Below are 24,962 nucleotides of genomic sequence, written 5' to 3' on the forward strand. Positions count from 1 at the left end.
TATCCACTTGTAGTTTATAATAACTATCTCCTCCTTTACACTTTAATTCAAATCTTTATTAAAAAATATTTCATCTTATTTAACAAGAAACCATATTTATATAACAACATAAAATACACTAAGTTATTTTATTGAACATATATCGTACTTTATCTATCCGACTATTTGGACGACGGGGCTGGCAAACAGGTTCACCGGTAGTAACATGGTACCCTTTTAACTCTGTTAAACAAACACTACGTCCATTTGTAAAGAAAGTTAAATCACTACGATATTCTTGAATACACCGAGCAGGGATTTCTCCACTAAGAATGACCTCATTATTTTTCAATTGAGTGTCTACGATGTTCGCACAATATTTAGGAGCATCGTTGTATGCTCGTGAAAGATATTCCTGTGGCGCATAAATTTTAAAACTAAGATATGGCTCTAACAATTCTGTTCCAGCTTTTTTTAAGACTTGTTCCAATACAATAGGAGCAAGCATCCGAAAATCTGCTGGGGTACTAACAGGGCTATAGTATAAGCCATACTTAAAACAGATTTTACAGTCCGTCACATTCCAACCATACAATCCTTGTTCACAGCCATAGCGTATCCCCTCCATAACTGCATTTTGAAACGATTGATTTAAGTATCCAAGAGAAACCGAGCTCTCATACTGCATTCCACTTCCCAACGGAAGCGGTGATACAGATAAACCAATGGAAGCCCAGAAAGGATTTGGCGGCACTTCGATGTGAATGGTATATTCTGCATTTTTTAACGGTCTCTCCATATAAATGACTGTAGGCTCTTTTAGTTCTATCTCCACATGATACTTTTCTTGCAACAGTGCACTAATCACTTCCATTTGTACTTTCCCTAAGAAAGAAAGTATAATTTCATGTGTCGTAGAATCCACGTAATATCGTAGAAGCGGATCACTATCTGAGATTTCCAAAAGGGCATCAAGCAACATTTCTCTCTGTTCAGGTTTACTCGGTTCAACAGTTGTTTGTAGTAGAGGGTGCGGATTTTCAATCTTTTTTCTCTGTGGCAATAGTTTTGTATCTCCAAGAACACTATTTAACTTCAAAAACTCATTTTGCAAAATAACAATTTCTCCAGAATAAGCTCTATCAATCTTACATAATTCACCATTTATTGAAGTATACATTTCTGTAACTTTTATTTTTTCTTTTTCTGATACTCTAACCGAATCTCGTAAATGTAGTACTCCACTATAAAGGCGTATATATGCAAGACGTTGTCTTTTTTTTGTATATTCAATTTTGAAAACATTTCCGCAAAGTTCAGACGGACCTCGATGTGTTGATGAATAAAATTTATTAGTAATAACTTCTATAAGGTTATCAATCCCTATATTACTTTTTGCACTTCCATGATAAAGAGGGAACAGAGAACAATTCTGAAATCTTATGCTTTCCTCTTGTTCGAGTTCCAATGCTTCTAATGATTTACCGGACATATATTTCTCTAAAAGGTCATCGTTTCCCTCTATTACCGTATCCCATTGTTCAGATTCGGTAAAGTTCGTCACACACATATTAGGATACAGTTCTACCTTCTGTTTGATTACAATTTCGGCAGAAAGTTTCTCTTTAATATCCTGATAAACCGTTGATAAATCAATTCCATTTTGGTCAATCTTATTGATAAAAAAGATTGTGGGAATCCCCATTTTCCTAAGTGCATGAAATAATATACGAGTTTGTGCTTGTACGCCATCTTTTGCAGAAATCAGTAGAATTGCCCCATCTAAAACTGATAATGAACGATATACTTCTGCTAAGAAATCCATATGTCCTGGCGTGTCTATGATGTTCACCTTCGTATTTTCCCACTGAAAAGAGGTTATTCCTGTCTGAATTGTAATTCCTCTCTGACGTTCTAAAAGCGTATTATCCGTCCTCGTTGTACCTTTGTCCACGCTTCCTAATTCTGTAATCGCTCCACTGTTATATAATAAGCTTTCTGTTAAGGTAGTTTTTCCTGCATCAACATGAGCTAAAACTCCAATATTAATAATTTTCATGTGATTTTCCTCCATTCAAAAACCCAAAAGGGCATAAAAATCCCAGTGATAAATACTTTTATCACTGGGATTTTTATGCATAACCATAGGCATACAAAGCATACAGATATTCTCCGGATACTTTAGAATCACATGATAAAGGTATTCTTAAACTGGGTACAAAAAACTAAGCCCTCCTAAAAAAGGACATCCAATTATTTGTTCCCACTATCAAATTGACAGTTTATTTAAGAATACCTTGCCGCATATTTATTAACTCCTTTTAAATAGATACTTAAATAATAGCACGTAAGAGCATATTTGTAAAGGAATCTCCAATTTTTTATCAAAGAGAGTACGTGATTACAAAATAGCTGTAATAATGTACCAATATTTGTTATTCTATAATCTTCCAATTACTCCCGTTCTTTTCAAGTACCAAATCAAATTGAGATACCTGCGTTGCTTTGGTCTGCTGGTCGATATACTCCACTGTCAGCGATACCGTGACTTGATTATCCTTACGATTGTGAATAGGATTTACCAGTTCTTGAAAGATGTACTCTTTTCCGATTGGTTTTAATATCCCGTCATTCACATAGTAGGAAAGTTCACTGGCTGTCGCTGTAGGATAGAGCTTGAAGAACGTCGTTAAAAACTCATTGATTTCATTGGTTGTAATGGAATCAACCGTCCCCTCACTTTCAATGGCTTTTGGTTTATAACTTGATTTCTTAGGTATGTTGGTAATGGTCGGATTCTTAACCAGTACCATATTTCCAGAACCATCTACATAGACACTCACTATATAAGCAGAGTGGACGGTCTTTGTATTTTCTCCCTCTGTAATGAGCTGGTCTACACTGTAGGTTACATTAAACTCATTGTCGCCAGTTGGCTCTACCGTCCATATCTGAAATCCTCTTACAGAAGACGATACAGGAATATCTTTGCGTACTGTATCAACATTGAGAGCTTGAAGTTCATCTGTCAGATAGCCTTTTAGACTTTCCATTCGATTATCAATGGACTTATCGGATTGCTCCCATGAATAGTAGACTTTCGCAAAGTTCTCTACAAAATTTTCTACATGATGAGTATCAACGTATTCCTTTTCTATGATAGTTGTTTCGTGAATAGTATGAGTATCTATAGCTGTAAAGTGCTTGAATATCGCAAAGCTGAAACTAAGCCCTAAAAGTACCCACAAGGCAATCACAACCTTTTTATGAGGATTGACCTTATAGACACGAGGTTTCTTTTCCTTTGGTATCTGTTTTTCTTTATTCTGATTTTTTCTAAATTTCATCATTAAATCTTCCTTTCTCATTGTTTGATTCGTCCTGCTCCCACTAAATGCTGTTGCCAGTAGGGGCTTGTTAAGTCGGCATAACCGATTGGGTCGCCTGCATGAAACATACGGTTATTGCCAAGGTATATCCCAACATGAGTAATATAAGAGCCAGCGTTATAGGTAGAATGAAAGAAAACCAAATCGCCAGCTTGTGCTTCCGATAGTGGGATATGCTGGGTCACATCATATTGCTGTTGTGCGGTTCGTGGTAAGTTAATTCCAGCTTTTCCATACGTCCATTGTGTCAGTCCGCTACAATCAAAAGAAGTAGTCGGGGAAGCTCCACCGTAAACGTATCGCCAGCCCTCATATTTCAGTGCTTCGTCCATGATGGCTTGTACCGTATCATCATCAAACTCTGTTGTGACAAGATACTGCGTTACCAGTTGCACATAAAACATATTGCCATAGTTGTATCGCCAGCCCCCATTGATAGGTATGGCTATGGGATTGGGGTAAGACACTTTTTCGCCACCTGAATACTCTTTTGAGAAACTTTGAGCCAGTTCAAAGGTATATTTATTTCCACGATTAGCCACATACCCTAAGAAACCACCACCATAATTGTAGGACTGGATAACCGATTCTAAATCTACACTGAGCCTTTCGCTACTGGCTAATAATTCACTGAAATACTTCACACCTTGCTTAATGGATTCTTCTGTACTCAATGAATTAGGTGGAAGACCGAGGGATTCCGAGGACTGCATAACATCTTCCGCAGTACCGCCCGATTCCACCTGTATAATCGCAAGAAGTATGTTGACATATTCTTCAACGCCATATTCTTTGGCATATTTTTCTACCATAGGCTTATGAGCCAGCACTTCTGCGGAAACATTCACACCTCCATAATGAATATTGGAAATTCCGCTGTCCTGTTCATCTGAAAATAAAATGGCAACAAACAGAAGCAGTGAGAAGACCATCAAGAATAATCCAGAACCACCAATCACTAAAGTTTTCAACTTCATGGTTTCTTACCGACTTTCTTAATGGTGGCGGTTTTGATTGGTGGTCTACTTCTTGTATTTTGTAGTGGTACTCTTTGAACAGTAGACGGACGTTCTTTTGTGATTGGACGTTGTGAAGTTCTATCTGCTGTAGTGGTTGAAGTTGCTGGCTTTTGAACGGTTTTTTCTTGAACGGTATTGCCTTGGCGTTCCACTTTTGGACTTGAAAAATCGGACTTAACTGCTGGACGCTCTTGTTTGGCTTGTTGAGATTCCTTATATGAAGTCTGAATATTAGACTGTTTTGAGGTCTGTTCATCATGATATTGTTCTTGTCTTGTAGTCGGTCTTTCATGAACAGAAGAAGCAGGCTGTTTTTTCTGTTTGACCTGTTCCATTTCAGAGCGACGCTTCGCAATGGTTTTTCGCCTTTGTTCCTGCTGTTCCTTGCGTCCACTGGCTCTGTCCGCTTTGGTTTGAGAAATACTACTGGTTAAATCACGGACATTCTCTTTTACTTTGGATTTTCCTTGATATACTGCATATCTTGCATTGGTCGGCAAATCTTTAACCTGTTCTTTCAAACCACTAGCAGTGTCTACCATTCTGTCTTTGGTATCAGCTACTGTACCGATGGTTTGACCGATACGTTTTCCAAGTGTTGATTTTTCCTTTCCGTCTGGTCGGGAGTGATCTGCTTGTGTCCTTGCAGAACTCCCCGAACCCGACTGTCCTTTTTTACCTGTAACAATGGCAGACCCAGCCCCTAGAGTAGTCATGGAACGTCCAAGTTTCCGCTGTAGACGGTGCATGTGAGCGTGCATAAGCATACGAGGTTTTCTCATCACACGACTTCCCACACTTTGAGAATCGTTACTCTGTAGAGAAAACATACTCATTAAATCGCCCAGCTTGAAGTAGATTCCTGCAAAGGTCACAATCTGTAGAAAAGCAATCAAAAAGAACGGATAACCAGCCGATAAGGTATAGAGCATGGTTGAAATACTAAATGCTGTCGTAATAATCAATGTGATTCCAGCTCGTGTCAAAATGGTATTAAAGAGCTTTGTTATGGCTCGTTTTGACATACCATCAAATGATGGAATCATGCTTAAAATAAAGCTCACAGGCAGAAACATAGCATAGATGATAAAAAGTACCTGCGAGAAAATCATGATTCCTGTTAATAGGAATACAAATATGGAAATCCCAATATTGAAGACAAATAGGAAGAAGACTGTACCTAAACGGTTAATGGTCTTTGTAATGGTTAGATTGGTATTGCTTCTGTCTTCAATTTCTTCCGCAACAATTTTTTCTCTGTCTTCGCCATTGTTGGAATCTGGGCTGGTGGAGAGCAGGCTTTCCACACGGTCAATACCGATACTTTCAATGTCTGAACTGTTGTATTGAAGCAGTAGCCACGGTTGCTGAACCTGTATGGAAAACAGGCTATCTCTGATTAAGTCCACGCTGTCCTTGCCTTGACTATCGGAATGGGGCATGACAATCTTCGTGCCAAGTGATAAACTGGCATTACTGATGTCTGATGAAAAGTCATTGATTTTTTTAATGTAGTCGGGAGCGTAGGCAATAAAGGAAGCCGATAGGATAAACACCAGCACAAAATTCATAATGGCATGAATTGCCTTTGTGGTTTCTCTCTTTATCAGTCCCGTATAGGCAACATAAACCCCAAGAACCAAAATCAAGAGTAAGAGGAATCCAACATAGAAACCCTCTGTTGAAAATCCGTTTGCACTCACACCAGCTAAGGTCTGCATATTCTTACCAATGGAATCTGCTGTAGCGGAAATGAAGTCTAAGGAATAGGCTTCCTGTACTAAGTAACCTGTCGCATTGGAAACATACAAACTGATTGTCCAAATAAAATTGGTAATGGCATATAGTCCATACATGACCTGTTTTCCAATCCCGTCCGACCAGTTCCACGGAAGCCAGCCCCAGCTATTATCCACATAAAAATCCAGTTGATAGTTTTCAAGTGGGTATCGGCTGTATTCATTTGCCACATTGACCGTATCATCTACCAAGCCCGCAGCTTGAACCACCGTTCCCAGCATGGCTAAAAGAAAAATGGCAATCACAAGTGTGAAAGCCACTGTCATTGCCACTTTACCTAGACGTTTCAGCGTCCAGTTTGATTTTATTCTGTTTACTATTGATGGTTTCACATTTACACCTCTTTTCGCACAGGTGGTCTGGTATCAAAGGCATGGAGCAGTTCTTCAAATACAGGGTGGAACTGTATCACACCGACACGACCATATAAATCACTGATAAGGCATTGCCCGTTTTCCAAATCACGCAATCGCTTCTGATTGTTTTCGTCCTCTGGGTCTACACCAAAAAAGGCTAAGGTCTTTTTAATCTCGTTAAGGTCAGTGGAACGAAATGCAAATTTTAAGCCGAGGTTATTTTTCAGTTTTTCATCTAAGAGGTCGTCTGTATTTTGGGTCACGAAATATACCCCAGCGTTCATAGCACGACCAGCCCGAACCAGCTTCATAGATAGTGTTTTTCCTTGTGCTACCTGTAAAAAGCTCCATGCTTCGTCTAAATCTACAATCTTGAAAATGCTTCGGTCTGTATGGATAAAGTCTAAAGCAAAGGTACTAATGACAATCAGCATAGCAACGGATAAAAGCTCCATAGTGGTATATTCCTCAAAGGAAGTTTCCTTGTCGGGAAGTACCAAGTCCGCAACCTGTATAATGTTCAGTTGTTTTTCTAAGCTGATAGACTGCTCCACATAACCATTACTGAATAATAAATGTGCAAAGTCATAGTCTGTAAAACTTTCGATATGGTCGGCTATACTGGTACTTAGTGGCGTATTCTCAACCCGTAATTCCTCAATCACTTTCATCAACCCTCGTACTTCACTATTGGTTACTGCACGAATGGCTTTTCTAAGGATTGGGAAGCGTTCCCCATCACGAGAGGAAATCCCCGTAAGGAATGTCAGAATATCAATAGCCAGTGATTCAGAATCTTTGGGATTTTTCATAATCACATAAGGGTCAAGTAAGCCTTTGTTTTTCTCATCAGAAGTCAGAGTGACGATATTGATTTCATGGGAAATCTCTGGCAAGGTTTCTTTCCATCTGCCACGTTCTGCTTTTGGGTCTACAATCACTGCTTGTGCCCCATAAAGCACCGCATAATAGACGATAAGGTTATTCGCAAAGGATTTACCACCACCCAGCGAACCAACAAAAGCCGACGCTAACGCATTGGTTACTGAACCCTTAACCCCTTGACTGGCAAGAGCAGGTTTCAGATAGACATTGCGTCCAGTATCTAAGCTGTAGCCAACATAAATCCCCTCATTTTCCCCCAGCATTTGAGTAGCACCAAAACCTAAACCAGCGAGGAAATCAGAGGTCACGTATTGAATATAATCATTCATATAACGCTTGCTGGCAGGTAAAAATTCTTCATGTAAGCCGAGCATATCCCCAAATGGTCGTACCAGTTTTACGCTTAAATCGTCATAAAAATCTTTCACTTCATTACAACGACGTTTGAGTTCGTCAAGATCATTTGCTGATACCCTTACCACATAAGACAGCTTGTACATAGATTCCTTGCTTTGGTCTAAATTGGTTTCCAGCTCATTCACACTTTCCAGAGCTTCCGCCACATTGGAGCTGGTTTCATTATCACTTTGCCAAGCGTGGTTATCCAAGTCTTTCAGTTCTTTCTTTTTATTGCGGACAGTAGATAGGGCTTTACGATTCGCTACAATTTCCACATTCATTGACGTATCAATCGGGAATGTAAATTGCTGTTGCTGGTAGTAGAAGATTTCAGAGGACGGGAAGTCCAGTTCTCCGACAATGCTGTTAATGGTAAAGTAAGCTACATAGACGGTTTCATCTTCCTGCTGGATTTTCAAATATCGCTGTTTTTCTTCCACCAAACAGCGAGTAGGCTTAATCAAGTCATAGTATTTAATCAGCGTTTCATTATCCAGCTTTTTCTTTGATAGATGGTACTCATACTCTTCATAGGCAGTGCCTGTCTGTCCGTAAAGGTGTTCAATCAGATAGCCGAAGTCGTCCTTATCTAACCTGCGGATTTTGAAACGACGAGAGATTTTATTTTCTAAGAGCTTTTCCATCTTCTGAAAACGCAGGATTTCATCATTACTCATACTAACAAAATCGCCCATCAGCTTATGGTTCACATCATAGACAAAATCAGACAAAGCATTTTTTGCTTCAACGGTAAGACTTTTCATAGAAAACTCCTGATCGTTGAGAAGCAACTTAAAGCCGATAAAGAAACGGTAGTTCACTTGATTTTCGCCAATCATGGATATTAAAGCGTCTGTCTGTTGGTCGATTTTGTCATAGGCAACCGCTTTGAGCTTGCCAGTGACTTCATTTTTGGAACGCTCTTGTGCAGAACGTATGCTGGATTCTGTACTGATTTGTAAAGCATGAATTTTGCCATCACGATTTTGTGCGATAAGCTGTCTGAAAGAATCATGCACTTGTATTTTCTGTTCTGGACTTAGAAATGAGTAATTGTAAGGAACAAGCTCATAGTAAGCATAACATTCCCCGTCTTTATTCCAGACGAGATTGTTTTCAATGTATTTAATTGGATATGCCATAAAATTCACTCCTAACTGCTGTAATGGCTTCTTGTGGCTGGTTTCTGCCAAGCGTTACTTTTTTTCCTGCATAGGTCAGCTTTGGTCGCAGTGCATAAGCAATGACAGACTTCAAAAATCCATAAGGCTTTTTACCATCAAAAGTTTTTGTAGACATAAACCATGTGAAAGCCACAGGAATCCCAAAGTATTTGAGAAATGCTCCCTCTATCATGGAAAGAGGGGGCAAGTTGCCAAGTATCATCACTGCAAAGAGTGACACGACAAACCATGTCATTTGCGTAAAGGTTATGGGAAACGGAAGTCTAAAATCATTGATAGAATACAGTACCTTTTCCACAGACCAGATACTGGTATAGCTTCGTATTTTCTTCATGTAATCAATCCTTTCATAAAAAATAGGGGTAGCTGATTGAGCCACCCCGTAAAATAGAAAATCTGCCAGTAGTAATGTACCGACAGATTTAATAGACGATTTCAAAAATCCCATGATTGGTTGAGATAAACGTTCCTGAAAGGTCTAAATCCCGACCATAGGCTTGATAATCAATATAGTTTTGAAGACTAGCTGGTACTTCGCCTAAAGCACCCGTTTCTTCAATGTAGTAGCGTGCCACGTCATACATATCATCACAATCGGAATGAATGATAATATCCTCTTGATGTTCGCTTAGTTCTTCAATGCTTGAAAAATGAGTGAGCAGAGCAGATAGCTCCGATTGTAATTCTTCGGGTAATTCCGATACCATTTCCCATAGTCGATTGAGTTCGCCAATGGAAGTGTATTCGTCAACCGTAAAGGGTAACTCGTAGTCATGAATGGCGTATTCCTCATATTCATCATTCAAGCCGATTTTCTCTTTGACTTCCTCAAAGTCAATGGGAAAGGTAAACCACGCACCGACCAATTCGCCCTCATTGTATTTGCCTAAATTCGCAATATAGACTTGCATATCGTCCATATATTCACGTCCTTTCTTTGTAGAGATTCAAAAATCCCTACCGCACTTCGTTTGGTGTACCATTCCTTTGCGGAACATAAGAAAACCACTTATATTCCACAAAAGAACGGTTTTATTTAAGCACCAATAATGCGATTGAATAGCTCTAGTAAAATGTCTTTTACTCCAGCAGCGTTGAAGACTAAGCCAACCGCAATAATCGCAATAATTAAAAAGCCAATCAGTTTGCTAAACTCACGCTTGAAGCCAAGATACAAGCCAATCACAACGATTGCTAAAAGCACCAGTGATTGAGCGTTTGATAGAAACCAGTTATAAAGGTTTTGTCCAAAATTCATAAAAATGTTCTCCTCTCTATATTCAATGAATTTGTATTTGAGTTATTTTTTTGTTGTTATCACGTCCTGTTCTTTTACTGACTGTTGCTTCAAAATCTGCTTGTGTCGGTCTGTCAGTTTCGCATGGTCGAGAATGTCTTTTACAACCTGCGTCTGGTTGATTTCATCAAGTTTAATCGCAACCTTTAAGGTCGGGGCAACTTGATGAGATAGCCAGTTCAGCGTCCTTTGGAAGGAGTAAGGCTCTGGTTTTGTGGTTAGTTTTAATCGTTCACGATTGTTCCCAATAAACCAAGCCCATTCTTCATTCAGTTTCCAATCAGAACGAGGTTTGGAATCGTCTTTATCTACAAAACGGATATACCGATTGATAATTTTAAAGGCGGTATGCTCTGGATTGTCATAGACGAGTAAATCACGGACTGCATAATAGGCACGCTCATTTTTCAATCGAATCTCAAAACGGTTTTTTACTTCTGCGTCTTCAATGGGAATATCATTTTTCTTGTACTGCTCGTAGTCCTTTTCATAGATACAGAAATAAACTTCACTTTGTAATGAACCGATATAGAGGGTGTTTCCCATACATTCCTTTTCCTCTTTGCGTACCAGTTCGCCACTGCGATAGCTTTTAAAACTGCGGAAGACGGAGATACATTCTTCCTGTTGGCACTTTTCAGTGAGTACAGGGATATTTAAAATCCCTGTCTTATCGTTAATGGCAAGGTCAAGGCGTTTCATCACACCGCCAGCCACCAAAACGTCCATAAAGAACTCATACCAGCTTCTTTGTTGTGCCAGAAGATAGCTTTCAAATTGTCTGCACCCACGACCTTTCAATTCCACCAGAACTCCTTTGTCCAGTTCATGGGAGCAAAGGACGAATATGTCGCCTAAAGCATAATGCTCTGAATAAGAATAGAAACCATAGTCCTCATGAAGAAAATAGGACAGTTTCAGTTGTAAGATGTTTTCGACCACCTGCTGTACGTCTGTTGTCGGAAAGCGAATTCTTACATAATCAAACAGCATTTCAAGGGGAGCGTCGGGATTGAAGCGTTCCAGAGCTTCCCAAAGGGACTGCTGTAAATCCTCTGATGGCTTGACTTTTCCTGTTTCAATATCGCTTAGATACTGCCTTGTAATACCAGTCGCAACAGCTAAACGGTTTTGAGATAGTCCATAAGCCAAGCGTTTTTCTTTTAAATGCTGTAACCAAGTTTGTTCATTCAGTAAAAATCCCTCCAATCAAAAAGGCGTATGTCAACTTTTAAAGCCCATTTGACATACGCTGAAATTTTGTAAATCCCTTGTAACCAAAGGATTTTCTAATGTTTTTTTGACTGTTTCCTGTCGATTTGTACCCCCCTGTTAGATACGGGGGGTTAAGTGCTGGCGTGGCTATTGCCACACCAGCCAGCAAGATCAGTCCACACCTGCGACTTCCGCTTCGCACGTCGCCTGCGTGGACTGTCTGCTGTTGGATAACTTTTTAATTTCCTCCAAGAAATCATATCCTTTTGGTACAAGGGGAGTATAAAACTCTGATATGACACTTGTTCCTACATCAACATAGCCACGACCTTTGATTCGCTTTAAGAAGAAATCCTTTTGTACGTCACTGCCAAACATCATGCCATAGCCCATTTCAGACATACGACCTAAAGCCACTCTGAAATTAAACTGATCACGGATTCCGTCGCCTAAATATTTTGCGTCTGGACGTTGACAAGCCAGTATTAGAAAGAAGCCAGCTTGACGACCTAACATGACAATCTGTTTCAGCTTATTCATAACTGCGGTGTTTTCTTTTGTTCCCAGCATTTATAGCGATAGGTAAGAATTTGATATAATCTCCATCTTTTCCCCCGCTCCACACCGTACGTGAGACTTTCACCTCATACGGCGTTCCATCTATTTATTTTCTATTGAATGTTTTGCAGATTACACATCTTTCGATAAAGGTTGATTTTTGCTATTTGCTCTGGCACCAGTTTCAGTTCATGCACGTAGTGATCGATTATCATTTTATTTGTTGTATGGATCAGAAGATGGATATCCTTATGAATAATTCTCAAGTTATCGAATTTGTCGTCTCCACCAAGACTTTTTGGCAAATAGTGATGACAGTGAACGGCTTTTGCTGGCAAAAATTGTTTTGTAATCTCACACTTGCCTGATTTCATTGAGTAACGAGATATTCTACTATCTAAATACTCAACCGTTCTATTCGGTATTTTCGATTCCATCAATTTTCTTAATTCTTGGAACACAAGAGACTGTAGGCTTTTGTGCTCCAATCTTTGACGACCAAACGGAGTAAACGGTGTATCCTCCGTATTAAATCCGTAAATTGTTTTTGTAGATACGTCGCAAAGAGGGTACAAATAGACTCCAGCTACTTTATAAGTTTTCATCGTTGTTGAGTAAAACTTTTTGTAAGTTGGGGAAGCTTTGTTGGGGTAACATCTTGTACTACAATTTGATAATCGGTTGTAAGTAGTGAATGAAAGAACGTAGTTCATCCTATTCAAATCTAAATTAATATGAGTGGCATACCTGAAATAATTATGAACACCGAGCACGAGAGCATTAAACAGGAGAGCATTTTGTGCTGTAGGACTCTTTTGAATATCTTTGATTCTTTGTTTAATCTCTTCTTTAATCTGATCCTTTTTTTTGTTAGAAATACGTGAATTACAAACCCATTTTTTCCCTTTTTGTTTCACGCAAATAGCGAATCCTAAAAATTCCGACTTACATTTACGCAAATTGACGATTTTAGACTTCTCATTGGAAATATCTAATTTAAGTCTGTCTTTTAGGTAAAGCTTGACAGCGTGGAACCATTTTAATGCTGTCGGATAATCATTAGTCATGATTTTAAAGTCATCTGCGTACCTGACAATATAGCCTTGCTTTAGATTTGTATCTCTTAGAGCACGAAATTTATTGTAACCTTTAGTATAGGGATACTTTGTTTCAAAGGTATGCCACTGCTTTGAGACCCAATGGTCTAAGTCGTTTAGAACAACATTAGATAATAGTGGAGAAATGATACCTCCTTGGATCGTTCCTTTGCTCGGGATACCTTCTCCTTGAATGGGTGATTTCAGAGATTTTGAAAGAATAGCTAAGACTTGTTTGTCACAAATTCCTATATTCCATAATTGTTTTATCAGTAAACGGTGGTTTACATTATCAAAGAAACCTTTGATATCAATGTCTACTGCATAGTGCATTTTACTGATGTTTATGAGATACATAATGCGACCTAGAGCATGCTTTGCACTTCTCAATGGTCTGAAACCGTAGCTATGTTCATAAAACTTAGCTTCACATATTGGCTCCAGTATCTGCTTGAACATCTGTTGGATCATTCGATCAATCATGCATGGAATTCCTAATGGGCGTTTCTCACCATTGGGTTTAGGTATCATTACTCGCTTTATGGATTTTGGTTTGTAATTTTCTAAATGACTGAGAATAAGATGGATAAACTCTGCTTGGTTCATTTCCTTATAGTTATCAATTGTGAAGGAATCCGTTCCTGGTGTCGAAGACCCCTTGTTTGCCTTGATAGTACGGTATGCTAAAAGAATATTATTTTCAGAAATGATTAACTCATATAATTGATAAAACTTTTTCCCGTTTCTACTTTGAGTAAATAGCTGATCGAATGTTTCTTGTAGATCATAATATTCCCAGTAACGTATTTTTGTGTTCAAGCGTGGCACCTCCATAACGGATTTTCCCACGTTCTTACCAGATCCTTGAACTTCATCTGTTTCAACATTCATTGTTATTAAATAGACTTAGGGCTATCCCTCCACATTTGTTAGACGCTTCATCGGTACTGTGCCCTTACTTTCACAGAAACAAAGCAATTTCGTTATTACTTATATGCACCTATCTAGAAGTAGTCATTTAATTGATAGTTTTCTGCTTACATCGTTCCAATGTTTTTAGCTATCATGTATAACCTTAGGTATCTACTATGAGCCTGTGAAATTATAGCTTCTTCGTTAGCTATCCCGATTTTCATATCATGGAACCTTACTTGTCGGTATCTCACCATACGTCCGTATGTTCCTATCTTTCAATAAGATCAGCCTTTTAGACCCGTACATTCGCAGATTCGTCAGTCATTTTCAGACATTCTTACCATAGTTATCTTTTTCAGCCGCCCGCCCTATAGTCAGCCTTATGCTCAAGCACTTAGGCAGATTTCAGACGACTTCACCTAGCTTCATACCAAAACCAATCTACTTCATTGATTAGAGCATGTAGGAGTATTAGCGGGGATGTTTCAGCTCAACTTGAAGGCTTTCATTCCATCTCTCAAAACATTAGTTGTCACTATTGATAATCTCAATAGGCTTCCATTTCACATCTATTCGATGCTTGTAGGAAAACGATTCGCACCCATGAAAGCGACGTATTCATCAAAGATTAAGAAGTGTGCCGGGAGACCTAAGTAAGCATAATTTTTGCCAGTCTTATAGTTCTTCATCTGCTTCATTTCCTCACTACGTTTCATCATTTCTTCATAGAATGTTTCAATGCAAGAAAGCAAGTCTTCTTTTCTATAGTAGACATTTGCCATCACAGAACCTAAGTCCGCAAGATCAGCATTTTTCGGGTCAAGAATATACAGTTTTGAATCTGTATGAAGCAAGGCTTCAATCAGTGTCAGTATAAAGTAAGTTTTACCGCCACCTGTACCACCAGCAATCAACATATGAGGGAGCTTATCATATTCCCACCATACGTTTTTCATTAAGCGAAGTTTACCATCTTTAGCTTCTACTTCATCAATAGAAATACGACTGGCTATGGTGTCATAGAGCAAAGTATATTCCACATAGGAATCCTTTAACTCTTTATCCGTCAGCTCACAGTACAAGCCACTCTCTAATTTCTTTTCCAAGTGTAAGAGTTGGTCTTGATATTTTCCCAGCGTGATTTCCACCCGTATCTGTATCAAGCCATTTTTAAGTCGATAATACATTTTAGGGAAGTAGGTTATCTTTTCCTTTGTACGACCAGCACTATCTTTAAAGAAACCCTCTGTTTTGACCTGTTCAGATTCATACCACTTGTTTTCAAGTATCATCTTTGCCAGTTTTTGACGGTGGTAAAGTTGTTTAACCGTATCATAGCGAACCCGTTTGAATACAAACGCTACCAGCAAGCAGATAAGAATTGCGACACTGAAACTGATAATTAAATAGGGAATGTCAATCTTATCTGCTTGTGATAGGTTAAAATCCTGCCAGTTGATCTGCTGGATTGTCTTCACATGAAACAGTCCGACAACCAGCAGGAAAACAGGCAGGAGTGACGCTATCGTAAAATGAAAGACTAAATCTTTACCAGATGGGCGAATCCTTTTACCACGCTGTTTCATGCGAAAAAGTCTCCTTTCTACCTAGCGACTATTTGTCTTGTGTCGGTTCTTTCTTTGCTTGTGGTTGAGCTTTGAATGAACTAGAATCCTTTGTCAGCACAATATCGTCTGCCTTGATATACCAGTCAACATCTGCTCCTTGATAGGTGGCAGTAGCAACGGTGTCCGCAATGGGATTGATAAGTTCCACCCGTGCGTTATAATCAAACTCTTTCAAAGGCACGCTGGCAGGAATACTTACTTGAATCATGCGTCCTTGTCCTTTGGATTTTAAGTCATAGGTACGTTCCTTGATTTCATCTGAAACCGACCCGTCTTCATTTTGGATTCTCACTTCACGACGTAGAGCAGAGAATTTCAATTCTCCAAAAGTCGTGTCTTTATCTAATACAATGCCATTTGCTAATCTCATCATTTTTCCTCTCTTTCTTTATTCTTTTATCATGTCGTCAGCATGTAAAAGGTAATTTGTAAAACCACGAGTGCCGATTTTGTAGCCCTCTGCGGTAATACGTGGATTGACTAACTTCACACGTTCCTCAAAGCCGAAATGTTTTTCGCCAGCTTCAGCAGGAAGCACCACCACAATATCATCTGCTCTTTGAACATCAGAATAGAGATTATAGCTTCTTGATAAGACAGTTAGCCGTCCGTTGATTCTTCGCTGAACGACTTTATCCTCGCCAGCAAATTCTAAATTGCCGAATGTTTTTTCCATGTTGGGAATCACAAATTTAAGTTCCATATTTTTACCTATCCTTTCTTTTTTATTGGCTGAATGAATGTTTGATGGTCTTAAAGAGTGGGGAACGACCTTTTGATTCTTGATTTTTTGTTTTCATAAGTTCACTTCCTTTCAAAATCGGGTAAAAAAATAGACACCTCATTTTTTGAAGTGTCTACCTATTAAATATTCAAATTTTATTGGAAGTATCTTTATATCTTCACTTTTCAAGGATAAATCGTCGTATCAAAGCTCATTCATAAGTAGTAAATTAGTAGTAAATTGAGTGGTTTTGACCTTGATAAAGTGTGATAAGTCCAGTTTTTATGCGGATAACTAGATTTTTATGCTATTTTTAAGATAAAGAAAGTATAAAATGAATGGGTGTCCAAAGGTTGATGAAATCAATCTTTTGGGCACTTTTCATTTGGTCTTTTTCTCTTTAAAATGAATACATGAAGCCGAATATTTTACACGCTATTTTCTTTGATAACTATCAAAATTGGAACAATTTCTATCAAAGAGCGAAAAGAAGAATTCGACCAGTTGTAAAGAGGGAAATCAATAAGTTTCGTGATTGTGGTGATCTTAGGAAAGGCTATCGTTTATTTGTCTGTGAAGGGTGCCATGCCGTAAAGATGGTTGCTTTTCGTTGTAAAGGAAAATTCTGCCCAACGTGTGCGACTGGTGAAAGTCAACGTTGGGCAGAGATGATGGCAAACGATCTGTTTACCGTGACACATCGTCATGTTGTCTTCACGATCGATGAAGGATTGCGAGAGATTTTTCTGATGAAGAACTACCGCAAAGAACTGTTAAAGGGATTAATGGATGAAGCTGCACGAATTTTATTAGATTTTTTTAGAAAACATCACTTGCAAGCTGGAATTGTGGCAACGCTCCATACCTTTGGCTCTCAACTAGAATTCAATCCCCATGTCCATTTGGTCGTCACTATGGGTGGAATTACGAAGGACGGGAAATGGAAGGACTATGATTATTTTCCGTTCCCCATGTTAAGAAAGTTTTGGCAGAATGCGGTATTGAAACTCATTCGAAAAACCTTATCCCACTGGGATAAGGCGCGCGTTCAGCCGCTTCTACAAGCGGCGTATATGAAAAATGCGGAGGGATTTTATGTCAATGCTCCTAAAAGGAGCCATACTTCTCTCAAAAAGATATTGGAATATATCAGTCGCTATATGAAACGCGGCCCAATCGCTTTAGATCGTATCCTTGTTTATGATGGGGCAATGGTTATGTTTCAATATCATGATAAAAAAACGAATACAGACAAGATAAAAACAATGTCTGCAGAGGAATTTATTGGCGCACTGATTCGTCACATTCCAGATCATCAGTTTAAAACCATTCGTAGATATGGCATTTATAGTCGTCGAATCAAGTCAGTCATGAAAAAAATACTAGGTTGTTATCAAAAAGTAATTCGAAGAATGTTAGTGAATGTCAAAAAAGCGTTCAAGCCGAAAACTTGGCGTGAACGAATAACCGAAGAATTTGGAATAGATCCATTGGAATGTACCAGATGTGGCGAATATTATGAATTCTGTGGAGTCAGTGTGTCCAAAAATGGTCGATTGGTAGTGAAATATGCGAAGAATAGAGAATCGGAACGATTCATGCGAGAGGAGAATAAAAAAATTGGGAAAGAAACGTTCAAACGTCAGTATGAAAAAGAAAAAGAAGCAGCTTTTAAAAAGCTTCGACTCCATTAGAACCATTAATTATAGTTGTCTTAATTGTGGAGTAAAAGAAAAAATACCAAAAGATGTGGTTCAATTTTTGGATGCAGGAAATGTAGGAGATGATCCAGAGAACGCGCCGCAATTTGAGTGTGAAAAATGTGGTGGAGAGATGTATCCAGAATATTATAAAAATGCATTTGGCTACGAATTTAGAATCAGTGATCGGAAATAAAGAGAACGGCTAGTCAAAGGGACCTCAGGAGCGATTTACTCCTGAGGTTTTCTTATACTCTTTTTTGTCTGAGTTATCGAGCATATTTGATAATTAAAGGGACCTACTTAATGCGAATTCTCTAAGGAGTATTGAAAAAATTGATCTTCTTCTAAATCTTCAGTATGATTCGCATCATTGGTTGCTAATGCTGCTTTTCCGATACAATACTGCCAAAAAAATTCAAAAAAGAGAGAATCGCTCCTATTGGGTTGAAGAGAGGAAAAAGTCTCTTTTGTTACTTGTTTAACCATTTGAATCGTGTCAGAATCTTGTAGAAAAAAACGATGGAACTCATCTGGATAATCTGTAGCATAGTTCATGATGGCTGTCGACAAAGCTTTTAGCGTTTTTGGTTCTTGATCTTCTATAAAATCTTTATATTTTACAATAATACGATTCGTCAAAACGGATTTCAACTCAGCCAAATTGGTAAACTCACGATAGATAGGTTGTGTCGAGCAAGCAATATGTTTTGCGATATTCCGAGCATGGAACTTTTTGAAGCCTTCATTGATAATCAATTGATACGCTCCATCAATGATATGACTCCGTTGCACGCGTTGTGTTCTAACCATAGTTTCTCTTCCTTTATCTTAAATTCAAGAAATTTTAAAATAACTGCTGATAGTTATTAGCTTTTTCTAACTAACTTTCATTGTGCAAATAATCTAGTTGTTTGTCAATTGATTTTTTTGTAATTTCAGGAAAATAATCAATTTTTTTGCACAAAAAATGAAAAATTAAGAAATGAGAGCAAATGCTCAAAAATCTCTATGAAAATAAAAAAACATCTATCTGATTATCAGATAGATGTTTTTGTTAATTATCAGGAGTCATAATCATCGGTAGAATCATTGGATGACGTTCTGTTTGATCAAACAGAAAAGGTTGCAACGCAGCGACCATTGCATTTTTTAATTTTGTTTCTGTACATCCAGGTTCATTTAAGACTTCACGTAAGGCATGGAATAAAATTCGTTGGCCTTCATTAATCATTTCGCCTGATTCTCTCATGTAAACAAATCCACGAGATAAAATGTCTGGACCAGCTAAAATTTCTTTTTTCTCAATATCTACTGTGGCAACAGCTAGTACTAACCCTTCTTCAGAGAGGATTCGACGATCACGTAGAACGACATTACCGATATCACCAATGCCACTTCCATCAACATAAACATCGCTAGCATTAAAGTGTCCGGCACGACGAGCGCTGTCCGCTGTTAAGGCAAGCATGTCGCCATTTTCCATAATAAAGCAATTTTCTTCTGGAACACCAGTGTCTTGAGCCAATCCTGTGTGGATTTTCAACATACGAAATTCACCATGAATGGGAACAAAGTATTTTGGTTTCATTAAACGCAACATTAATTTCTGTTCTTGTTGACTACCATGTCCAGAAGTATGGATATTATTTACTTTTCCGTGAATAACTTCAGCACCAGCTTCAGAAAGCAAATTGATTAGATGGTTGACGCTCGTTGTGTTTCCAGGTATTGGTGAACTTGAGAAAATTACAGTATCATCTGGTTGGATCTGTATTTGCCGATGCGTACCATTTGCGATACGTGAAAGGGCGGCCATCGGTTCACCTTGAGAACCAGTACATAAAATCATCAATTCGTTAGCTGGTAGATGATTGATTTCATGAGCATCTACAAAAGTACCATCAGGCACAGAAATATAGCCTAATTTTTGTCCATTGACAATGGCATTCTCCATACTGCGTCCAAACACTGCAATTTTGCGTCCAGTAGCAACAGCAGCTGAAGCAGCTTGCTGTAGACGAGAAATATTTGAAGCGAAGGTAGCGAAGATAATTCGTCCTTCAATTTTTTCCATAATCCGTAAGATTGATTGACCGATTGTTTGTTCCGATTTAGTGAAAGTAGGAACTTCTGCGTTGGTACTATCAGAAAGCAAACACAACACGCCCTCTTCACCAAGTTTGGCCATTCGATGCAAGTTAGCTGGTTGACCAACTGGAGTGAAGTCAAATTTGAAGTCACCTGTTTCCACAATGTTTCCAGAAGGTGTTTTAACTACTACGCCTAACGGATCAGGAATACTATGGGTAGTGCGGAAAAAACTTACCGATGTTTTTCGGAAACGAATCACTGAATCCTCATCGATTTCGTGTAATTCTGCATCTCGTAATAACCCGTGCTCATCTAGCTTGTTTTTAATCAATGCCAGCGCTAAGGCACCTGCGTAAATTGGAATGTTGGCTTGTTTTAGAAGATAAGGAACACCGCCAATATGATCTTCGTGACCATGAGTAATGACAAGTGCTTTTACTTTATTGATGTTCTGGACCACATAACTAAAATCGGGAATGACATAATCAATTCCTAATAAATCATCTTCTGGAAATTTTATTCCAGCATCAATGATAATAATTTCATCTTGGAATTGGACCCCATACATATTTTTTCCGATTTCGCCCAATCCACCAATGGCAAAGACACCAGTTTCATTGTTTTTTAGCGAAAGTTTCATGCTAAAACTCCATTAACTTAAAGTCGGCATTTTCTTTTTCGTATTCTAAATGATTGCCTTCTAAAAGTTGGATGTATTCCACGTTATATGGGGTGTTTTCACGTAATAAGTTGTGAACCATTTCTTCATTTTCAGCTTCCACGTACAATGATTGTGTTTGTTCACGTTTTGGGTTGCGCTCTTTGGTTTCTTGATAATAAACTTTGTAAATCATGAATCTATCTCCTTTATTTGCTTAATAGCAATTTTTTCCACGACAAAATGAGGGGCGGCTGCCTCCTATTTTTTTATGCTCAACGTTTTAGTAGGGACTAAAGCGTTGAGAAGAAGCCTCGTCTTTGCTTCCTGCTTGAAAAAACAATTTCACCGTTCTTACAACAATTACTTGTAGTTTATCACAGAATAAATAAGAAGTATAGAAACTAGGAAGTGAAATGAGTATTCCTTAGAAAATTTCAGAAAGTTTAAAAAGCAAATATAAAAAAACAAATTACTGAGCAGACAGAGGTCTTTTATTTATGCTATATTGGAGTCATTACGGTATAGAAAGAGGCGAGAAAAATGAAGTTGATGTTGCGGTATACCTTACGCTACAAAAAGCTATTATTATTTGATTTCATCAGTGTTTTCGGATTTATCTTAATTGAGTTAGGGTTACCGACGATTCTAGCGATGATGATTGACAAGGGGATTGGAAATAACGATTTTACTTATGTACAGAAGATGGGGCTCATAATGATTGCGATTACAGTTGTCGGCATCATCATGAGTATCTCATTACGCTACTTTAGTTCTCAGATTACCTCGAGAATGGTAGCAGCCATTCGTGATGATCTTTTTGAGAAGGTCCAAACTTTCTCCCATTCAGAATATGAACAAATTGGTGTCCCATCATTGATTACAAGAGCAACCAACGATGCCTATCAAATCATGTTGTTTATGCAAAATATTTTGACTACAGGCTTTATGACTCCGATGATGTTTGGGATGAGTTTGTACTTGATTATGCGTACGAGTCCTGGCTTAGGCGTTTATGTATTGTTATCATTGCCTATTCTATTATTAGCGGTTATTTTGATTGCAAAATATTCAGAGCCATTATCAACGAAGCAACAAAAGAACTTAGATAATATTAATGGCATTCTTCGGGAAAATCTTTCGGGTCTACGGGTAATTCGTGCTTTTGTTAACGAAAAATTCGAGGAAATGCGGTTTCGCTTAGTCAATGATGCGTATACAAATAGTTCAAAAAGTTTATTTCATTTGATGGCGGTAGCTCAGCCAGGATTTTTCTTTCTATTTAATATTGTCATGGTGTTGATCATTTGGAATGGAACCGTACAAATTAGCCAAGGTTCTTTAGCTGTTGGAACGCTAATTGCGTTTATTGAATATATTTTTCATGCGTTATTTTCATTTATGCTTTTTGCGACTGTCTTCATGATGTATCCTCGAGCCAATGTTTCTGCACAACGGATACAAGAAATTTTTGATATGGATCCGTTGATTAAGGATAATCCAGAAAAAATGGTACAACCATTGGAAAAAAGTTCATTAGAGTTTAAAGACGTGACATTTGCTTACCCAGGTCATTCAGAAAGTCCTGTGATTCGTAATGTTAGTTTTACAGCAAAACCTGGGGAAACAGTTGCATTTATTGGTAGTACTGGTTCTGGAAAGTCGACACTGATCCAATTGATTCCGCGTTTTTATGATGTGACAGAAGGACAAGTACTGGTCGATGGTCAAGATGTCCGAAATTATAGTTTGAAAGACTTGAGAGAAAAAATCGGCTACATTCCACAAAAAGCACAATTATTTACGGGAACGATTGCAGACAACTTGCGTTACGGGAAAAAGGACGCAACGCAAGAGGAAATGGAAGAGGCCGCAGAGATTGCTCAAGCCGCAGATTTTATCGCACAAAAACCAAACGGCTATCAGGAAGAGTTAGCAGAAGGCGGTAGTAATTTCTCAGGTGGACAGAAGCAACGATTAGCGATTGCCCGTGCAGTAATTCGCCGTCCAGAAATTTATATTTTTGACGATAGTTTTTCCGCATTGGATTATCAAACGGATGCGAAACTTCGAGCACGTTTAAAAAAGGAAACTACCGAATCAGCGGTGCTAATTGTCGCACAACGTGTTGGAACAATTATGCATGCGGATAAAATTGTCGTATTAAACGAGGGAGATGTTGTCGGAATTGGCACACATCGGGAGTTGTTGGAAAACTGTCCAATTTATTACGATATTGCTGCCTCACAGTTATCGAAGGAGGAATTGGCATGAGAAAATATACTTCTTCTTTAAAACGTTTGATGCATTATATTAATCCATATAAAAAAACGTTTATTTTAGTTTTAGTGTTGGCTATTGGGACGTTACTTTTAGGAACATGGATGCCCTATTTGACTGGTTTACCAACTACAGAGGTAAGTAAAAATATTGCACAAGGAGAATCAATTAATTTTGATTACGTCTTTAAATGGCTTGTCGTAATTGTTATTGTGGGTATCGCCTATTGTGGTACTCAATTAGGAACAGGATGGTTAATGGCGAATGTTGTTCAATCGGCTATGCGCGATCTTCGTGAAGATATCGAAGCAAAAATTAATCGTCTACCAGTTTCTTATTTTGATCGCAACCAACAAGGAAATATTTTGTCGCGTGTGACGAATGATGTAGATGCTGTAAGTAATGCGATGCAACAAGCGATTATTAAATCAATCAATGCAGTTTTAGGAATCTTATTGGCTGTTGCAATGATGTTTTATATCAATCCTATGATGGCCGTTATATCCATGATTATGATTCCTTTGTCACTTATTATTTCGAGAAAAATCGTTCAAGTGTCACAAAAAGATTTCCAAGGAATGCAAAATTCTTTAGGTGAGCTAAATGGTTTTGTACAGGAAAACATGACAGGTTTTAGTGTCTTGAAGCTTTATGGACGTGAACAAGAAACTCTAGCAGGCTTCAGCGAAGTAAACCATAAGCTACGGCGGTTTGGGTTTCGGGCAGCGTTTGTTTCCAGTTTAATGCAGCCTTTGGTTCAATTGACAGCTTATGCTACTTATATTGCAATGGCGATTTTAGGTAGCTGGAACGTTATTCATGGGGTGATTTTGGTCGGACAACTTCAAGCATTCATTCAGTACATTTGGCAAGTCAGTCAGCCAATGGGAGAAATTACTCAATTATCTTCTATGATTCAAAGTGCTTCAGCTTCAGCTAAACGTGTTTTTGAGATTTTAGATGAACCAGAGGAAGAACTAAATGATCATGATCTGCCATTACCAGAACCAGTACAAGGGAATGTTGTTTTCGACCACGTTCGATTTAGCTATGATCCAAAGAAACCGTTAATTGAGGATCTAAGCTTTGAAGTGAAAGCAGGTGAAACGGTAGCAATTGTGGGGCCAACTGGTGCTGGAAAAACGACATTAATTAATTTATTGATGCGCTTTTATGATATCAATAGTGGAAAGATTTTGATTGATGGTGTGAATACCCAAGAGATGAATCGCTCGGATGTTCGCTCGCTGTTCGGCATGGTTTTGCAGGACGCATGGTTGTATGAAGGGACAATTGGGGACAATATCCGCTTTGGCCGCTTAGAGGCGACAGATTATGAGGTTGTTGATGCTGCGAAAACGGCTAACGTCGATCACTTTATTCGAACAATGCCAGGCGGTTATGAAATGGAAATTAATTCTGAAGGGAATAATGTTTCCCTCGGTCAAAAGCAGCTGTTGACAATTGCACGAGCGATTATTTCTGATCCTAAAATTTTAATTTTAGATGAAGCAACTAGTTCAGTAGATACGCGTTTGGAAGGGTTGATTCAAAAGGCAATGGATCGGGTAATGGAAGGCCGTACGAGCTTTGTCATTGCTCATAGATTGTCCACTATTCGCGACGCTGATCATATCTTAGTGATGCGTGATGGACAAATTATTGAACACGGTACACACAACGAATTATTGGCTCAAGGCGGTTTTTATGAGCAACTTTACAATAGTCAGTTTATGGAAGAAGCAGAATAATTTTTTAAGGACAGCAATCTACAGTGCTGTCCTT

The 24,962-nt window shown here is 38.5% G+C and carries 19 protein-coding genes and 3 pseudogenes; 4 read left to right on the top strand and 18 right to left on the bottom strand.

The window, feature by feature from the left end; genetic code table 11:
- Positions 1–118: 118 nt before the first annotated feature.
- The 15 genes and pseudogenes from tet(M) to J9537_RS03470 all read right to left on the bottom strand — a co-directional run bounded on the left by tet(M) (position 119) and on the right by J9537_RS03470 (position 16,424).
- Entirely contained in the window at positions 119–2,038 is a 1,920-nt protein-coding gene (gene tet(M), locus J9537_RS03395; RefSeq protein ID WP_000691736.1) for a tetracycline resistance ribosomal protection protein Tet(M), read from the bottom strand.
- A 15-nt stretch (positions 2,039–2,053) separates the two neighbouring features.
- A pseudogene (locus J9537_RS20865) lies at positions 2,054–2,101 on the bottom strand (hypothetical protein); the annotation flags it as partial.
- Between the two features lie 313 nt (positions 2,102–2,414).
- A complete protein-coding gene (locus J9537_RS03405) occupies positions 2,415–3,347 on the bottom strand; it encodes a conjugal transfer protein (RefSeq protein ID WP_001224318.1) in 933 nt (310 codons plus the stop codon).
- Positions 3,344–4,345, bottom strand: a complete 1,002-nt coding sequence (locus J9537_RS03410) for a bifunctional lytic transglycosylase/C40 family peptidase (RefSeq protein ID WP_000769868.1) — start codon at positions 4,343–4,345, stop codon at positions 3,344–3,346. The genes J9537_RS03405 and J9537_RS03410 overlap by 4 nt, the downstream gene beginning before the upstream one ends.
- Entirely contained in the window at positions 4,342–6,519 is a 2,178-nt protein-coding gene (locus tag J9537_RS03415) for a CD3337/EF1877 family mobilome membrane protein (RefSeq protein ID WP_000804748.1), read from the bottom strand. The genes J9537_RS03410 and J9537_RS03415 overlap by 4 nt, the downstream gene beginning before the upstream one ends.
- Positions 6,520–6,521: 2 nt before the next feature.
- Positions 6,522–8,969 (bottom strand): conjugal transfer ATPase TcpF, encoded by a 2,448-nt coding sequence (tcpF, locus tag J9537_RS03420; RefSeq protein ID WP_000331160.1) that lies wholly within the window; start codon positions 8,967–8,969, stop codon positions 6,522–6,524.
- Positions 8,953–9,345 (bottom strand): conjugal transfer protein, encoded by a 393-nt coding sequence (locus tag J9537_RS03425; RefSeq protein WP_000723888.1) that lies wholly within the window; start codon positions 9,343–9,345, stop codon positions 8,953–8,955. The genes tcpF and J9537_RS03425 overlap by 17 nt, the downstream gene beginning before the upstream one ends.
- A gap of 88 nt (positions 9,346–9,433) precedes the next feature.
- A complete protein-coding gene (locus tag J9537_RS03430; RefSeq protein ID WP_000342539.1) occupies positions 9,434–9,931 on the bottom strand; it encodes an antirestriction protein ArdA in 498 nt (165 codons plus the stop codon).
- Between the two features lie 116 nt (positions 9,932–10,047).
- Positions 10,048–10,269 (bottom strand): hypothetical protein, encoded by a 222-nt coding sequence (locus J9537_RS03435; protein WP_001009056.1) that lies wholly within the window; start codon positions 10,267–10,269, stop codon positions 10,048–10,050.
- 42 nt (positions 10,270–10,311) lie between these two features.
- The gene (gene mobT, locus J9537_RS03440; RefSeq protein ID WP_000398284.1) at positions 10,312–11,517 is read right to left on the bottom strand and encodes a MobT family relaxase; all 1,206 of its coding nucleotides are present in this window, start codon (positions 11,515–11,517) and stop codon (positions 10,312–10,314) included.
- Positions 11,518–11,694: 177 nt separating this feature from the next.
- Positions 11,695–12,093: pseudogene (locus J9537_RS03450) on the bottom strand (ATP-binding protein); the annotation flags it as partial.
- 101 nt (positions 12,094–12,194) lie between these two features.
- Positions 12,195–14,006 (bottom strand): group II intron reverse transcriptase/maturase, encoded by a 1,812-nt coding sequence (gene ltrA, locus J9537_RS03455; protein WP_224453673.1) that lies wholly within the window; start codon positions 14,004–14,006, stop codon positions 12,195–12,197.
- Positions 14,007–14,695: 689 nt separating this feature from the next.
- Positions 14,696–15,679, bottom strand: a pseudogene (locus J9537_RS03460) (FtsK/SpoIIIE domain-containing protein); the annotation flags it as partial.
- A gap of 28 nt (positions 15,680–15,707) precedes the next feature.
- Positions 15,708–16,094, bottom strand: a complete 387-nt coding sequence (locus tag J9537_RS03465; RefSeq protein ID WP_000985015.1) for a YdcP family protein — start codon at positions 16,092–16,094, stop codon at positions 15,708–15,710.
- A gap of 15 nt (positions 16,095–16,109) precedes the next feature.
- A complete protein-coding gene (locus J9537_RS03470; RefSeq protein WP_000420682.1) occupies positions 16,110–16,424 on the bottom strand; it encodes a YdcP family protein in 315 nt (104 codons plus the stop codon).
- 434 nt (positions 16,425–16,858) lie between these two features.
- Here J9537_RS03470 and J9537_RS03475 point away from each other — a divergent pair, with 434 nt between their 5' ends.
- Both J9537_RS03475 and J9537_RS20775 read left to right on the top strand, forming a co-directional pair.
- The gene (locus J9537_RS03475) at positions 16,859–18,139 is read left to right on the top strand and encodes an IS91 family transposase (RefSeq protein WP_218256741.1); all 1,281 of its coding nucleotides are present in this window, start codon (positions 16,859–16,861) and stop codon (positions 18,137–18,139) included.
- Positions 18,140–18,206: 67 nt separating this feature from the next.
- On the top strand, positions 18,207–18,341 hold the full coding sequence (locus J9537_RS20775; protein ID WP_280640434.1) for a hypothetical protein: 135 nt from the start codon (positions 18,207–18,209) through the stop codon (positions 18,339–18,341).
- Between the two features lie 107 nt (positions 18,342–18,448).
- Here J9537_RS20775 and J9537_RS03485 read toward each other — a convergent pair whose 3' ends face one another.
- From J9537_RS03485 to J9537_RS03495, 3 genes are all read right to left on the bottom strand, one after another.
- Complete coding sequence (locus J9537_RS03485; RefSeq protein WP_218256742.1) at positions 18,449–18,958, bottom strand: TetR/AcrR family transcriptional regulator; 510 nt, start codon at positions 18,956–18,958, stop codon at positions 18,449–18,451.
- A gap of 244 nt (positions 18,959–19,202) precedes the next feature.
- On the bottom strand, positions 19,203–20,879 hold the full coding sequence (rnjA, locus tag J9537_RS03490; RefSeq protein WP_218256743.1) for a ribonuclease J1: 1,677 nt from the start codon (positions 20,877–20,879) through the stop codon (positions 19,203–19,205).
- Position 20,880: 1 nt separating this feature from the next.
- Positions 20,881–21,093: a DNA-directed RNA polymerase subunit epsilon gene (locus tag J9537_RS03495; RefSeq protein ID WP_010746765.1), complete on the bottom strand. Its 213-nt coding sequence runs from the start codon at positions 21,091–21,093 to the stop codon at positions 20,881–20,883.
- Between the two features lie 347 nt (positions 21,094–21,440).
- Between J9537_RS03495 and J9537_RS03500 the strand changes: the two genes are divergently transcribed.
- Together J9537_RS03500 and J9537_RS03505 are read left to right on the top strand one after the other, a co-directional pair.
- Positions 21,441–23,171, top strand: coding sequence for an ABC transporter ATP-binding protein (locus tag J9537_RS03500; RefSeq protein ID WP_218256744.1), 1,731 nt, complete (start codon positions 21,441–21,443; stop codon positions 23,169–23,171).
- Complete coding sequence (locus J9537_RS03505; RefSeq protein WP_010746763.1) at positions 23,168–24,928, top strand: ABC transporter ATP-binding protein; 1,761 nt, start codon at positions 23,168–23,170, stop codon at positions 24,926–24,928. Before J9537_RS03500 ends, J9537_RS03505 begins: the two co-directional genes overlap by 4 nt.
- Positions 24,929–24,962 lie beyond the last annotated feature (34 nt).

The sequence above is a fragment of the Enterococcus raffinosus genome, assembly GCF_019175485.1.
Lineage (GTDB): Bacteria > Bacillota > Bacilli > Lactobacillales > Enterococcaceae > Enterococcus_A > Enterococcus_A raffinosus.